Here is a 13,373-nt window from a genome sequence, read left to right as displayed (position 1 = left end):
GACTTTTCTCTATGGAAACTCTAATATAGAAATATAATCTTCTCTATCTTTAGGTTTTTCTCTAAATTTGATCTCATTATATAGAGTATCCTCTATTTTGTCAATACATTTTTTAGGCTTTTATCTATTTTTTTTTATTGGAGGTATGTTATGAACTGCGTAGAACGTGTAAAGCAAATCTGTAAAGAGCGGAAAATTCCAATATCGAAGCTGGAAAAAGACCTTGGGTTTTCCAACGGTTATGTCGGTCAGCTAAAAAAAGGATCCTTCCCCGCTGAGCGTCTTTCCAAAATTGCCGACTATCTGAGTCTTTCCCCTCAATATCTGATGTACGGAGAGGAACCTGCACCAGATCCGGTACTGACTTCCCGTGACGAACGGGATATTGAAAAAATCCTCGCCCGCACCAAAGAACAGCTTCTTTCTCAGGAGGGGCTGATGTTTGACGGCGATCCCGCTTCCCCGGAAGCCATCGATTCCATTCTTTCGGCAATGCAGATCGGTATGGAACTCGCAAAAAAGAAGAACAAAGAAAAATACACACCGAAAAAATATAAAAAGGACTGATGTCTATGGACATAAAAAAAAGAGCGAATCAGATCGCTCACCGATTCCAGTCACGGAATCCTTTTGAAATTGTCCGTGGACTGAATGTGATTCTCGTGGATGCTCCTTTAAGCGGAGTCCGTGGTTTTTATCAGTATTTTCAGAGAAACCATATCATCTATCTCGATGAAACTCTTTCCGAGCAGGAGCGCACACTGGTTCTGGCACACGAACTTGGGCATCTGTTTCTCCATAAAAAGGCAAATGCCATCTTTATGGATACCAGAACTCATTTAAAAACGGCAGAATATGAAACCGAAGCTGATACCTTTGCCATTGAGCTGCTCCTGCCTGATGACACTTTCTCAGAATATCTTTCTGCGGGCTATACCTCAGAGCAGATATCACGGATTACGGGCTATGCGCAAAGATTGATTGATTTAAAAGCTTCTCATATCAAAATATTGTAATTTCGTTAACTCACAAAAAGACAGCTTCCTGCCTGATGGATTGACTCCATTCTTAAGGCAGGAGGCTGTCTTTTCCTACTATACCCGCTCTACTAAAAGCTGCTGCATCGGCGTAAGATTTTCGGTTTTAAGGTCGTTCAGTTCCCGAATTTTTTCCGTTGTCGTATAAAATTTCTTTGCGATATCCCACAGTGTATCCCCCGGCTTGACGAAGTAGCAGGTGATGCCCGGGAGGCTCTGCAGTTCTTCCGGATCTCGGTCTTTTTCTTCGACGTACTGCATTACCATCTCTTTTCTGCGGCGGAAGACGAGGGCGTTCAGGTTCAGTACGACTTTGGCTTCGATGTCGCTGCTGTCCGGCATGGTTGTGGAGAGCTGGTCAATGGAGGACTGGAGTTCGTAGCGGCAGTCTGGTCCGATTCCCGGGACTTCGATGGTGTGGCGGAAAGGGAGGGCGGTTTCGGCGGCGTAGAATGGCATTTCATCGTCGCTCACGACATAGAGCGCCCTGAGTTCCACCACGCCGGTTACTTCGATGCCGTTTTCTACGATTCTTTCCTCGTCGATCTTGATTTTGCCGTTGCTGTGGCAGATCTGCAGAATTTTATTTTTCGGCACGCGCATCTGCAGTTTGTCGGTCAGGCGGCATTTGGAGGAATTGCGGATCAGAAGGCTCTCCAAAGTCTCCTCCTGCACTTTTGGAATGCATTCTCGGTGCGGATGGTAAACGTCCTGCAGAAGTGATACGGTTTCTTCCTGATACAGACAGATGTCAAGTTCGAGTACGGCCTCCGCCTGCAGGACCCGCTCCTCGCCGTCGGAATCGGGCTGGATTTCGAGTGTGGTCTGGCCGAGTGTGCTTTCGATCCGCGGGATCATCTCGGAGATGCAGCCCTGGCATTCCACTTCTGCCTGGAACGGGAGCGCCTGCTCCACCCACTGCAGCGGGTGATCCTCCTCGCCGTCGCTGTACAGACAGAAGACAAAGAGTTCTCCCTGCGCACTGACCCGCCCCTCCTCAGAGCGGAGATCGAGACCGCGCACTTCCAGATCCTGCCAGAGAATCTCGTGCAATTCCGGCTTGCCGGACGGAATCGTAAGCTCCTTTTTGACACGCAGCACATCTTTTTTCTGCACTGCAAGCTCAACCACGCGGTATTCCTGCCTTTTTACCGCGACGTCGCTCTCCCCGCGGATTTCCATCGGCACGGCAAGGTCGCACAGTTCCTCGATCCACGCGTGCAGCGTGACGATCGCGCGCACGCCCAGCTTCCGCGAGTTGATGAGATGCAGGTTCAGATCTTCCACTTCCCAGGTGATGCAGACCTTGTCGCCCCCTGTCAGACCATCGAGATGGATCGTCTCGTCGATCGGAAGCTCGCCGGAGAGCTGGCAGATCCGGCGCCGTTCGCCGTCGGAGACGTACAGCAGATGAAAGGTGAGGCCGCCGAATACACGCGCTTTTCCTTCCGAAATCTGTACATCCCCGATCGTCACCTCGCCTTTTTTCTGAATCATCCGCCCCACATCGGGCCGTGCGTCCGGCACATTGTAGTCCTCATCAAACGTAATCTGTGACACCGCTTCGCTTTTTCTGCTGATCTGATGCAGAATCTTTTTTACAAAATCCATAAGGCTCCTCCCACTCTAATCCTCAAATACGACTGAGATTCCCGCCGCCGCTTTCGTTTTCAGCACGACGTAAGGGCAGGAGGCGGCGCCTTTCTGCTCCTCCTTTGCGGCAGGTCCGACGAGTTTTGTCCGCACGAAAACGGCGTTTTCCGATTTCGATACTTCTTCGATCTGTATGGAAAAGCCTCCGCTTTTCTGCTTTCCGTAGCCGCGCAGTATGTAGAGATCGTCCCCGCTCTCGTACGCCATCTGGAACGCGGATTCTTTTTTCCTGCGCAAAATCTGATCGATTTCCGGCGGAAAATCGCCCGGCTTTACAATTGCATACGACAGTTCTTTCCGCTCGCCCTCGCTCACATCTGTGATCCGGCACGATGCCAGGAGCATCAGGATCACCGCCGCCAGAAGAACTCTTCCCCGTCTCTTTTTCTTCATCATTCCAAACGCCGCTTCCTGCTCTTTCTATCCATTGTATGACGGGCCACCGTCTTCTATGACGCAAAATCTTTTTCCGAAAAAGACGAAAGTTATTGCAACCCGCCCCATATATGACGTATACTGAAAAGTACGCAATAACTGAATATCACTATTTTACCAAGAGGAGAAAAAGATTCATGATTCGTTTTATTCTGGTCATTCTGACCGCTTTTCTGTATCTGATTCTGTCGATCCCGGTGCTTCTTGTTCTGCTTCTGATCCGGAAGAAAAAGCCGGAGGTCTGTGACAAGGTAAGCCGTGCGCTGATCCGCTGGATTTTCCGCGTGATTCTGTTTTTCGCCGGCACGAAGATCACGGTGGAAGGACAGGAAAATATTCCGAATGACCGGGCTGTTCTATACATCGGCAATCACCGCAGCTATTTCGATATCCTTGTAACCTACACAACGGTTCCGGGCTCCTGCGGATTCGTAGCGAAAAAGGAGCTGGCGCGCATTCCGCTCTTAAAGAACTGGATGGAACTCATCCACTGCCTGTTTCTCGACCGTTCCGACATCAAGCAGGGTCTGCAGATGATCCTTGCCGGATGTGAGGAGATCAAGAGCGGCACTTCCATCTGTATCTTCCCGGAGGGTACCCGCGGCAAGACGGAGAGCGAGCTGGAGCTCGGCGAGTTCCACAACGGTTCATTCAAGATGGCAACGAAAACCGGCTGCCCGATCATTCCGCTTTCCATCTCCGGTTCCAGAAATATTCTGGAAGCACACTTTCCGAAGATCCGCGGTACCCACGTTACCGTAACGTACGGCAAGCCGATTCTTCCGGGTGAGCTTACGAAGGAAGAGAAAAAAGAGATTGGAAATTATACGAAAAACATTCTGCTGGAACAGCTGAAAGAAAATCCGGCAAGATAAAATCAATGACTGGCCTAGAGCGTGTCTGAAAAATCATTTCCGCAAGCTGCAAGCCCCACTTTGCAGTATATTTTGCCCTCATTCGGTTGCCGTAGCCCGCTACGCCGCCCTCATTCGGACAAAATCTCCCACAAACTGGGACTCGCAGCTTGCGAAAAGCCTTTTTCAGACACGCTCTAGAAAAAGAGCCGAACCCTTCTGTTTTTTTCCAGAAGTGTCCGGCTCTTTTTCTGTCTTATACTCTTATTTCTCTGCGGAGAGCATCTCCACAATCTTTCCATACTCCATAAAGTGCGATGCCTTTACCAGAATCTGATCGCCGTCCTGTAAGAGTTTCGGCAGTTCTGCCATCAGGCTTTCGCGGTCTGCGAAGTGGCGGATTTCCAGTTTCGGGTCTGCCTCTTTTGCCGCTTTTGCAAGATGCTCGCAGAGCGGTCCCGCACAGTAGAGGGCGTCAATGCCGCAGGTTCCGGCGTGTGTGCCGACTTCGGCGTGGAGTGCTGCCTCATCGGTTCCGAGCTCGCCCATATCGCCGAGCACGGCCACTTTTCTTCCCTTCGCCTCTTTCAGAACATCGAGAGATGCCTTCATCGAAACCGGGTTTGCGTTGTAGCAGTCATCGACAACGGTGTATTTTCCTGTCTCGATGATGTGGAATCTTCCGCTCACCGACTGCAGTGTCTCGATTCCCTGTTTGATCTGCTCCAGCGTCAGCCCGTACGTGCATCCGACTGCGGTTCCGGCCAGCGCATTGTAAACCATATGGCGTCCCGGAATCGGAATCAGTGCAGAAAAGCTCCCCTGCGGGGTATGAATCCGGCAGGAAATGCCGCGGAAGCCCTGGCTCTCGATCTCATCGGCATAATATTCGTTCTTTTCATCCAATCCGAAATGAACCGGCTTGATGCCGTGAACCGTTCCAACAGTAGACAGCTTATCATCGTCCCCATTGATTATAATGTGCCCGTTCTCACGCAGATGATCAAAGATCTCGGTCTTCGCCTGTAAAATACCGCCTCGCGTCTTCAGATTTTCCAGATGGCACCAGCCGATATTCGTAATGACTGCGGTCTCCGGGCGTGCGATCTTCGCCAGACGGTGCATCTGGCCGAAATCGTCGATTCCCATCTCGAGAACCGCCATCTCATCTTCCTCACGCAGACGGAAAACAGTGAGCGACAGGCCCAGCTCATTGTTGAAGTTCGCATCCGTTTTCAGCACACGGTATTTCTGCGCCAGCACCGACGCGATCGTCTCTTTCGTGCTGGTCTTTCCAACGCTTCCCGTAATGCCGACAACCGGAATATTGAGCTGCTGCATATAGTATTCTGCCATTGCTTTAATGGCCTCCATGGAATCCTTCACGAGGATATACGGGCATGGCGGTGTTTCAAGTTTCTGCTCGGAAATGACAGCAAGTGCGCCCTGGGAAGCCACGTTCGGGATAAATTTATGGCCGTCCACACGCTCACCCTGAATTGCAACGAAGAGGCTTCCCTCTCCCGCCTTCCGGCTGTCCGTCACAATATCGGCGACTTCCTCTGTTTTCTTTTCTTCCGGTCCGAAGTATGTTCCGCCGCACACCTCTGCGATATGCGCAAGTGTCATATTTTTCATTCGTTTTTACCTCTTTTTCTGAGCGAAAGCTGAATCAGCAGCTCGCAGAGTTCCGGATAGGAAATGCCGAGTACCTGTGCCTCCTGCGGCAGAAGGCTGGTCGGGGTCATGCCCGGAAGGGTGTTTGCCTCGAGGCAGTACATTCTTCCGTCCTTGCGCATCATAAAGTCGAGACGGCAGTAGTTTTCGATACCGAGAGCGGCAGCGCCGTCCTCTGCGTGCTTCTGCATTTCTTTCGTCTGCTCCTCCGTCAGTACGGCCGGGCAGGTATCAACAGTAGCTCCGGCTTTGTATTTGTTCGTGTAATCATAGAAGCCTTCGATCGGTGCAATCTCGATGATCGGGTAAGCCTTTCCGTCTACCACGCCAACGGAGAACTCTCTTCCCTCGATATACTCCTCAACGACAACCTCCGGTTCGTAGGAGAAAGCATCCTTCATAGCCTGCCAGTATTCTTCGTTCGTGTGTGCAATATAGACACCGACACTGGAACCGCCGCAGCACGGTTTTACGACAACCGGAAGCTCCAGGCCAAAGCCGGACAAAGGCTCGCTCTCCTGGCCTTTTTTCAGGGTCACGCCGTTCGGGGTCGGCACATGGTGTGCACGGAAGAACTGTTTTGTGATGGATTTGTCCATTGCGAGGGCGCTGCTTAAATAGCCCGTTCCGGTATACGGAATGCCGAGCAGATCGAACGTAGCCTGTACCTTTCCGTCCTCTCCGTTTGCGCCATGCAGGGCAAGGAAAACAACATCCGCTGCCTCGCAGAGTTCCAGTACGTTCGGTCCGAAAAATCTGCGGCGGGATTCGATCATTTCGTTTAATCCTGCATCAAAGCTGTGCATATATTCTGCTGCTTTGTCTATATCGTACGCCTCCTCTGCAAATACATCTTCCAGGTTCCCCTTCACATCGATACCGCAGAAAACGTCTACCAGAACTGCCTGATGGTTTTTCTCGCGGAGTGCCTTGCAGACCATAGTTCCCGATGTAATGGATACCGAACGTTCCGTGCTGGTTCCTCCAGCTAATACTACTATTTTCATCTATCAAAATCTCCTTTATTTGATGTGCTTCTGCTGTGATGCTTAAGCGTTTTTCCTACAGGCTGTTTTTCTGTGTAGGCTGCGGCCCGGTTACATCATCCAGGCTATAGTATACGATAACCGGGTCACCAATTTCAATAGCATTGAACACTTTTTCTGCTTCTGTGTATGGGGTATTCACACATCCGTGGGATCCGTTCGTCAGATAGATGTCCCCGCCGTACTCGGTACGCCAGCTCGCATCGTGGATTCCGACGTCGCCGTTAAATGGAAGCCAGAACATGACATGGCTCGGATAGAGCTTGAAATCACAGTCACTTTTCTTCGCATCCACCGCCCAGACGCTGCCCGCCGGTGTATCATAGCCCGTCGCATGATTGCCGGTTGTGACCGGTGTTTCCGTCACCAGAACGCCATCCTTGTAGCACCACATTTTCTGCTGGGAAATGCACACCTCGACGTATGTATTTCCGATATCATTTGCCGAGCGGTCATTGGCCGTATAGAGGTAAACCGGGTCGAGATTTCCCTGTGTTTCGTCCTCGATCGCCTGCAGAAGTGCCTGCATTGTCTCCTCCTTGTCGATGCACCAGCCGTAATCGCCGCCCGCATTCAGGTTAATGGTCGCGCCAAGACTCGTTTTGAAGGTATGCGCCAGCCCGAAGGTGTCCGTCTCATACGCCATATGGCGCACAAAAGCTGCCGCTTCGTCCTGCGAAATCGTGTAGGTTCCATCCTCCCCCTGTACGAGCCAGCTCTGTAAGGTCGCCCGGTCTATGGCATAGCTGTTTTCACCGATTGCATACGTGATCCGCGCCGCTGTCAGGTGGTTCAGTTCCGCCATTTCCCCATTCAGTGCTTCATCATCCTGCGTAATGCCCGGTTTCCGGTAAACATCTTTTTCTTCCAGATCCACGCTCGCCGCTCCGGCATCCAGCGCCTCGATGACAGCCTGCTCCGCCTTCTCATAGTCCACCTGCTCGCCCTCTGTTTCCGGCACAATGACGTACGAGGTTCCGTCATCCGTCAGATACGCATCCGTCGGCGCTTCCTGCTGTTCTTCCTGAAACCCTTCCATCGTCTGCAGTTTTTCCTGCACCATTTCTTTGTCATAGACAGAGTCCGCCGCCACCTGGTTTTCTTTCTCTTTCCAATAGAATGCAGGCCATGCAAGAGTATTCTGGGACTCCAGCAGTTTTTCCACCGCGTGGTCGTCCACATACGTGAGGCCGATCTCCGTGCCGCTTAATGTCTCTGTTTTTCCACCGCGCTCGGTAATGCTGAGTGTATAATCCACAATGTGCTTCTGAATTTCCTCTTTGACCTGCTCTGCGGTCAGCCCTGCGCAGTTCAGTCCGTTGATCGCGGTTTTCGGGAAAAAGTGGGATGCATAGTAATGCCCCACGCCCGCGTAACCGCCTGCGGCCGCAAGGAGTATGAGTCCTGCGGCAATTCCTATTACTTTCTTTTTCATGTTTTTCCTTTCTGTCCCATAGAAAATTTCTTTTTAACTTTCTGATAGAAAAAAGCCGGAACTCCCACACCAGAGTTCACAAAAACTGTGTCCCCCGGGAGAATCCGGCTTTTGTATTTTTACTTATCTGTTATTTGCTTTCCAGAATCTTATCCACGCTGACCAGTTTGACACTCAGCACGAATACCTGACCTGCGATTTCCAGCTCTTCCGGTGTCGGGAAGGACGGTGCAATACGGATGTTGGAATCCTGCGGATCGTTGTGATATGGATACGTTGCGCCCGCGCCTGTCATGATAAGACCGGCCTCTTTTGCTTTTGCAACGATCTTCTTTGCACATCCCTCCATCGCATCGAAGGAGATGAAGTATCCACCGTTCGGTTTTGTCCAGGAAGCGATGTCAAGGCCGCTCAGCTCCTGATCCATTACCTGCAGAATTGCCTCGAATTTCGGTCTTAAGATCTCAGCATGCTTTTTCATCTGATTCATCACGCCGTCCAGGTTCTGGAAGAATTTTACATGGCGCAGCTGATTCAGTTTATCATGACCGATGATCTGGAAGTTCATGTACTCCTGTGCCTCTTTGAGGTTTGCCTCAGAAGAAATGAGAGCTGCAATTCCGGCTCCCGGATAGCTTACTTTCGAGGTGGATACGAACTCATAGACCATATCCGGATTTCCGGCTTTCTCGCACTCCTCGATGATGTTCAGCAGGTGATCCTGTCTGTCATCATACAGGTGATGGATGATATATGCATTATCCCAGAAAATACGGAAGTCTTTGGCTGCCGGTTTCAGGTTTGCAAATCTTCTGACGGTCTCATCGGAGTAGGTGTAGCCCTGCGGGTTGGAGTATTTCGGTACACACCAGATTCCCTTGATGGCGTCATCTTCTGCAACGAGTTTTTCTACCATGTCCATGTCCGGTCCTTCTGGTGTCATCGGAACATTGATCATCTCAACGCCGAAGTACTCGGTTACACCGAAGTGACGGTCATAGCCCGGTACCGGACAGAGGAATTTTACTTTGTCCAGCTTGTTCCACGGAGTGCAGCCTGCAACGCCCTTCAGGAACGAACGTGCTACGGTATCAAACATAATGGTAAGGCTGGCGTTTCCGTAAACGATGACGTTTTCCGCCGGAACCTCACAGATATCTCCGATCAGTTTTCTTGCTTCCGGAATACCGGTCAGCACGCCGTAGTTCCGGCAGTCGGTTCCATCTTCTGCGAAGGTGTCTTCATTTTTCGAGAGAACGGTAAGCATTCCTTCCGTGAGATCTAACTGGGCTGCTGCAGGTTTTCCTCTGGAAATATTCAGATTGAGGCCTTTTGCTTTTACCTCTGCAAATTCCTGCTCCAGTCTGGCTTTCTCGGCAACTAATTCTTCTTTGGTCCATTCGATATACGGTTTCATGAAACGTCCTCCCTTGTACTTTCCTTACCCGTTTTTCAGGTTTCTTGCTCAACTAAAGACCATTTTACCAGATCATGAGTTTCTGTCAAGGAGAACTTGCATGTTTTATGCACTTTTCGGCATTTTATCCCACTTTTTGCAGTTTTATACTTCATTTCCTGCAATTCAGCCAAATGTTTTTCGTATGACGGACATACGTCCGCTGCCAAAAGATGTTTTAAACGTTGTCAGACTGCCATCTTCCCGATGCACCGCACGGCAGAACAAGGCCGGTCGACTTGACCGGAAGGCCGATTTCCTGTGCTTCTACGTGGCCTTTGTACTGTTTTAATTCCAGGGAAATCATGTACGTCAGGACAGCCGGTGCAAGTCCTGTCGTGTAAGAATTCACAAGGAAGAACAGCGGGTCATCGCTTAAGAGCTGCGTGCAGAGCCTGATGAACGGATGAATCGACTCCTCGATTTTCCAGATCTCGCCCTTTGGTCCTCTTCCGTAGGACGGCGGGTCCATGATGATCGCGTCGTAGTGGTTGCCTCTGCGGATCTCGCGCTCGACAAATTTGGTGCAGTCATCCACAAGCCAGCGGATCGGCTTGTCCGAAAGGCCGGACACGGCAGCGTTCTCTTTTGCCCAGTTGACCATGCCTTTGGATGCATCGACATGTGTGACGCTTGCGCCTGCTGCGGCCGCTGCGAGCGTTGCGCCTCCCGTGTAGGCGAACAGGTTCAGCACTTTAATCGGGCGGTTGGCACGACGGATCAGATCGCCGAACCAGTCCCAGTTCGTTGCCTGCTCCGGGAAAAGGCCGGTGTGTTTAAAGCTGAACGGTTTCAGGCGGAAGGTCAGGTCTTTATAGTTGATCTCCCACTGCTCCGGCAGATGGAAAAACTCCCATTCTCCGCCGCCCTTGCTGCTTCTGTGATAATGGCCGTTTTTCTTTTTCCAGCCCGGATTTTCTTTTTTCGTGTTCCAGATGACCTGCGGGTCTGGTCTTACCAGAAGGTAATCTCCCCACCGCTCCAGTTTTTCTCCGCCGGACGTATCCAGCACTTCATAATCTTTCCATCCATCTGCTATCCACATTTTATTGGTTTCCTTTCTCTTTTATCTCAAAATTTATCGTGTTCTGAATTGTACGTTCCTATGATACCATAAAAGTATTGTTTTTCCAAAACATTTCTTATATCATAGTTCTGGGCATCCGTGCATTTGATCCGGAAATCTGCCCGTGGAAAGGATTTTTCTCATGGAAACCGTACTCTTATATCAGATCAAAGGAACGAAAACAGCTGCGCTTTTAAAGCCGGTTCTCTTAAAGCTCGGTATCCGCGTGCGCATTGTGGAACCGGAACAGTATCTCCAGTCGATCGGATTTCTTGCCGGAAATAAAGCATTTGCAGAATCCCCCGAAGCCTACGACGGCGCCGGATTTGAAGAACCAATGATGGTCATGGCCGGCTTTTCCGAGCGGAAACTCGATCTTTTTCTCACCGAAATGCGCCGGAAAAAAGTGCCGCCGATCGCCCTCAAAGCCATCGTCACAACGCAGAACCAGGCGTGGAATTCGCTGCAGCTCTACAGAGAATTAAAAGAAGAACACGAAAAAATGAAATCGTACCGGAAATAACTGGTCTGGTCAAAAAATCCGGAATTGGAACTTTTTCTTCATGCCACCACTCCCTATAATAGGGTGCAATCAAGGAACGAAAGTTCCAGATACCAAAGGAGTGAGTTGTTATGAAAAATGAAAAAGTCTGGAAAATCGCAATGACAGGTGTCTTTGCAGCCCTTTCCTACGTTGTCTTCACCTTCCTGCAGTTCAAAATCTGGCTGCCAGGCGGAGATGCCACCTCGATCCATTTCGGAAACGCTGTCTGTGTGCTCGGTGCACTGATTCTCGGCGGTGTTTACGGCGGAATCGGCGGTGCGATCGGCATGACCATCGGAGATCTTCTCGATCCGGTCTATGTGGTATACGCACCAAAGACCTTCATCTTAAAATTCTGCATCGGCCTCATCGCAGGACTGATCGCACACAAAATCGGTAAAATCAACGAGCAGACCGATCAGAAACAGATCTTCAAATGGGCACTGCTTGCAGCCATCGGCGGACTTCTGTTCAATGTGATCTTCGATCCGCTCATCGGTTACTTCTACAAACTGGTTCTTCTTGGAAAACCGGCAGCAGAGGTTACCTTAAGCTGGAACGTAGCGGCAACTTCCATCAACGCCGTACTTTCCACCATCGCTTCCGTTGTCATCTACATGGCACTGCGTCCGGCTCTTCAGAAATCCGGACTGTTTAGCCAGGTAAAGGCAGCAGCGAAATAAAAAAACAAATTTCATTTACGCGATATCCCAAAAAGTCACCATGTTCTATTTCGAACCGGTGACTTTTTTCATGCATTTCTTTTTATTTTTCAGCGGTGGCTGCTGCCTCTTCTTCCTCGTGCTTCGGGGTCAGCTTCTCGCTGATGAATCCATTTTCTTTCATCTTCTCTTACTCCTCATCTTTTGTTTTTTCTCCGGCGAACCACGCTTTTTCAATCATTTCCAGTTCCCGTATATCAATACAGTTGGGAATGCTTCCTTCTCTTACCGCCTTCTGGCACTCTTTGAGATCCATCCAGCGGACTGCTTCTACTTCCGACTCCTGTAGATGCAGTTTTTCCGCCTCGACCGGCTTCGTGTAAAGATACACGGCGCTGACCTCATGATCGTGGAACGGTTTTCCGTAAAAAACACCGTGTGATACTTTTTCCAGCAGGCCAAGATCCCTCAGCTCCTCTGCCTCTGCGTGGATGCCGAGCTCCTCGCCGATTTCCCGCAGAGCCCCTTCCAAATATGTATCGCCCGCCGAAAGATGGCCGGCGCTTGAAATATCGTAGCAGCCCGGATTCGAATCTTTCCAGGCACTCCTTTTCTGCAGCAGTACCTCACAGCCGCTCTTCTCATTCGCCCGTGCAATCCAGATATGTGCCGTTCCGTGACACCGTCCCTCACTGTGCGCCACGCCGCGTTCTACGATGGTTCCGGTCGGCGTGCCGTCGCCTGAGCGCTCCTCAAAAAGTTCCATCTGTTTTCCGTTCAGCACCGCTTCTGCGAGCGTGTCGCCCACATACCGCAGCTTCAGGGAGAAAAACGGCTCGTCTTCATTCAGAAGGCGGAAAAAGATTTTGTCTCCCTCCCACAGATTCAGGTGCAGGACGTCCTCTTTTTTCACCCAGGCGAGTTCGCCCTCATCACATGCAGTCGGTTCTCCCGTGAATCCGTCTGCCGTGTAGAGACACATATACTCCATGTACTCCACCGTTTTGCTGTTTTCTGCCTCTGTCACAAAGGTAACAAGACCGCGGAAACGCCAGCTCGTCAGCGTGTAGCCGGTTTCCTCTTTTACTTCACGCAGCAGGCATTCCTCCGGGCTTTCGCCAAGTTCCGCATGGCCGCCGACGCCGATCCACTTGTCCTTGTTGACATCGTTCTTTTTCACCGTGCGGTGCATCATCAGATAGCTGTCATCCTTTTCGATGTAGCACAGCGTTGTCATGCAGCCTCTGCCTCTTTCTTCTGTTTTTTCCTCCATCTTTGACTCCCTCCGTCGTGTGCCGGACTTCTTTCCGCTTCTTTTGTTTTTCAGGAAAAATGTATTTCTGCACACACCTTTTTCTCGTTTTCTATTCTACCATACTTTTTCAGAATTCCAGCAACAAATTTCTATCTTTTTGCAGATCTTTCACGAAAAATGTAACGACCATTCCGCATCTTCTTGACTCTCACACAGTGCTGTGTTAAAGTGTCTGTAATTGATGTTTTGTCAC

General features: G+C 50.4%; 15 protein-coding genes. 6 read left to right on the top strand and 9 right to left on the bottom strand.

The annotated features are described in order from the left end of the window. Window positions 1-150 precede the first annotated feature (150 nt). Together DW915_RS09000 and DW915_RS08995 are read left to right on the top strand one after the other, a co-directional pair. A complete protein-coding gene (locus tag DW915_RS09000; RefSeq protein ID WP_055219958.1) occupies window positions 151-567 on the top strand; it encodes a helix-turn-helix domain-containing protein in 417 nt (138 codons plus the stop codon). Window positions 568-572: 5 nt separating this feature from the next. Then, the gene (locus tag DW915_RS08995) at window positions 573-1,016 is read left to right on the top strand and encodes an ImmA/IrrE family metallo-endopeptidase (RefSeq protein ID WP_055219960.1); all 444 of its coding nucleotides are present in this window, start codon (window positions 573-575) and stop codon (window positions 1,014-1,016) included. Window positions 1,017-1,094: 78 nt separating this feature from the next. Here DW915_RS08995 and DW915_RS08990 read toward each other — a convergent pair whose 3' ends face one another. Both DW915_RS08990 and DW915_RS08985 read right to left on the bottom strand, forming a co-directional pair. Next, on the bottom strand, window positions 1,095-2,648 hold the full coding sequence (locus tag DW915_RS08990; RefSeq protein ID WP_055228028.1) for a DUF3794 and LysM peptidoglycan-binding domain-containing protein: 1,554 nt from the start codon (window positions 2,646-2,648) through the stop codon (window positions 1,095-1,097). Between the two features lie 15 nt (window positions 2,649-2,663). Beyond that, window positions 2,664-3,086, bottom strand: coding sequence for a protease complex subunit PrcB family protein (locus tag DW915_RS08985; protein WP_022461788.1), 423 nt, complete (start codon window positions 3,084-3,086; stop codon window positions 2,664-2,666). Window positions 3,087-3,262: 176 nt separating this feature from the next. Here DW915_RS08985 and DW915_RS08980 point away from each other — a divergent pair, with 176 nt between their 5' ends. Further along, window positions 3,263-4,000, top strand: coding sequence for a lysophospholipid acyltransferase family protein (locus DW915_RS08980; protein ID WP_118741994.1), 738 nt, complete (start codon window positions 3,263-3,265; stop codon window positions 3,998-4,000). Here DW915_RS08980 and DW915_RS16440 read toward each other — a convergent pair. Continuing rightward, on the bottom strand, window positions 3,918-4,148 hold the full coding sequence (locus DW915_RS16440; RefSeq protein ID WP_334294919.1) for a DUF6783 domain-containing protein: 231 nt from the start codon (window positions 4,146-4,148) through the stop codon (window positions 3,918-3,920). The two genes, DW915_RS08980 and DW915_RS16440, sit on opposite strands and share 83 nt — an antisense overlap. Between DW915_RS16440 and DW915_RS16435 the strand changes: the two genes are divergently transcribed. Further along, window positions 4,047-4,316, top strand: a complete 270-nt coding sequence (locus DW915_RS16435; protein ID WP_334294918.1) for a DUF6783 domain-containing protein — start codon at window positions 4,047-4,049, stop codon at window positions 4,314-4,316. The genes DW915_RS16440 and DW915_RS16435 overlap by 102 nt on opposite strands. Here DW915_RS16435 and DW915_RS08975 read toward each other — a convergent pair. The 5 genes from DW915_RS08975 to DW915_RS08955 all read right to left on the bottom strand — a co-directional run bounded on the left by DW915_RS08975 (window position 4,244) and on the right by DW915_RS08955 (window position 10,638). After that, the gene (locus tag DW915_RS08975) at window positions 4,244-5,617 is read right to left on the bottom strand and encodes a UDP-N-acetylmuramoyl-tripeptide--D-alanyl-D-alanine ligase (protein WP_118741993.1); all 1,374 of its coding nucleotides are present in this window, start codon (window positions 5,615-5,617) and stop codon (window positions 4,244-4,246) included. The genes DW915_RS16435 and DW915_RS08975 overlap by 73 nt on opposite strands. Further along, window positions 5,614-6,663, bottom strand: a complete 1,050-nt coding sequence (locus DW915_RS08970) for a D-alanine--D-alanine ligase family protein (RefSeq protein WP_118741992.1) — start codon at window positions 6,661-6,663, stop codon at window positions 5,614-5,616. Before DW915_RS08970 ends, DW915_RS08975 begins: the two co-directional genes overlap by 4 nt. 55 nt (window positions 6,664-6,718) lie before the next feature. Next, window positions 6,719-8,137: a L,D-transpeptidase family protein gene (locus DW915_RS08965; RefSeq protein ID WP_117814127.1), complete on the bottom strand. Its 1,419-nt coding sequence runs from the start codon at window positions 8,135-8,137 to the stop codon at window positions 6,719-6,721. Between the two features lie 130 nt (window positions 8,138-8,267). After that, window positions 8,268-9,554: an aminotransferase gene (locus DW915_RS08960; protein ID WP_118741991.1), complete on the bottom strand. Its 1,287-nt coding sequence runs from the start codon at window positions 9,552-9,554 to the stop codon at window positions 8,268-8,270. A gap of 217 nt (window positions 9,555-9,771) precedes the next feature. Then, entirely contained in the window at window positions 9,772-10,638 is an 867-nt protein-coding gene (locus DW915_RS08955; RefSeq protein ID WP_118594863.1) for a class I SAM-dependent methyltransferase, read from the bottom strand. Window positions 10,639-10,783: 145 nt separating this feature from the next. On the opposite strand from DW915_RS08955, the gene DW915_RS08950 reads away from it, so the two are divergent. Continuing rightward, window positions 10,784-11,182, top strand: a complete 399-nt coding sequence (locus DW915_RS08950; RefSeq protein ID WP_243033811.1) for a DUF3783 domain-containing protein — start codon at window positions 10,784-10,786, stop codon at window positions 11,180-11,182. 110 nt (window positions 11,183-11,292) lie between these two features. Further along, window positions 11,293-11,886, top strand: a complete 594-nt coding sequence (locus DW915_RS08945) for an ECF transporter S component (protein WP_022461779.1) — start codon at window positions 11,293-11,295, stop codon at window positions 11,884-11,886. Window positions 11,887-12,055: 169 nt separating this feature from the next. Here the strand turns inward: DW915_RS08945 and DW915_RS08940 are convergent, their stop codons facing one another. Further along, a complete protein-coding gene (locus DW915_RS08940) occupies window positions 12,056-13,138 on the bottom strand; it encodes an NUDIX domain-containing protein (protein WP_117802358.1) in 1,083 nt (360 codons plus the stop codon). Window positions 13,139-13,373 lie beyond the last annotated feature (235 nt).

It is taken from the genome of Blautia sp. AM42-2, from assembly GCF_003480245.1.
GTDB classification, from domain to species: Bacteria; Bacillota; Clostridia; order Lachnospirales; family Lachnospiraceae; genus Fusicatenibacter; species Fusicatenibacter saccharivorans.
Note: the sequence above shows the minus strand (reverse complement) of the source record. Positions and strands in the feature narration are given on the sequence as shown.

Bases quoted from the DNA above. Each gene is read 5' to 3' on its own strand.
- DW915_RS09000 (WP_055219958.1), top strand. From the start codon at position 151: ATGAACTGCGTAGAACGTGTAAAGCAAATCTGTAAAGAGCGGAAAATT.
- DW915_RS08995 (WP_055219960.1), top strand. From the start codon at position 573: ATGGACATAAAAAAAAGAGCGAATCAGATCGCTCACCGATTCCAGTCA.
- DW915_RS08990 (WP_055228028.1), bottom strand. From the start codon at position 2,648: ATGGATTTTGTAAAAAAGATTCTGCATCAGATCAGCAGAAAAAGCGAA.
- DW915_RS08985 (WP_022461788.1), bottom strand. From the start codon at position 3,086: ATGATGAAGAAAAAGAGACGGGGAAGAGTTCTTCTGGCGGCGGTGATC.
- DW915_RS08980 (WP_118741994.1), top strand. From the start codon at position 3,263: ATGATTCGTTTTATTCTGGTCATTCTGACCGCTTTTCTGTATCTGATT.
- DW915_RS08975 (WP_118741993.1), bottom strand. From the start codon at position 5,617: ATGAAAAATATGACACTTGCGCATATCGCAGAGGTGTGCGGCGGAACA.
- DW915_RS08970 (WP_118741992.1), bottom strand. From the start codon at position 6,663: ATGAAAATAGTAGTATTAGCTGGAGGAACCAGCACGGAACGTTCGGTA.
- DW915_RS08965 (WP_117814127.1), bottom strand. From the start codon at position 8,137: ATGAAAAAGAAAGTAATAGGAATTGCCGCAGGACTCATACTCCTTGCG.
- DW915_RS08960 (WP_118741991.1), bottom strand. From the start codon at position 9,554: ATGAAACCGTATATCGAATGGACCAAAGAAGAATTAGTTGCCGAGAAA.
- DW915_RS08955 (WP_118594863.1), bottom strand. From the start codon at position 10,638: ATGTGGATAGCAGATGGATGGAAAGATTATGAAGTGCTGGATACGTCC.
- DW915_RS08945 (WP_022461779.1), top strand. From the start codon at position 11,293: ATGAAAAATGAAAAAGTCTGGAAAATCGCAATGACAGGTGTCTTTGCA.
- DW915_RS08940 (WP_117802358.1), bottom strand. From the start codon at position 13,138: ATGGAGGAAAAAACAGAAGAAAGAGGCAGAGGCTGCATGACAACGCTG.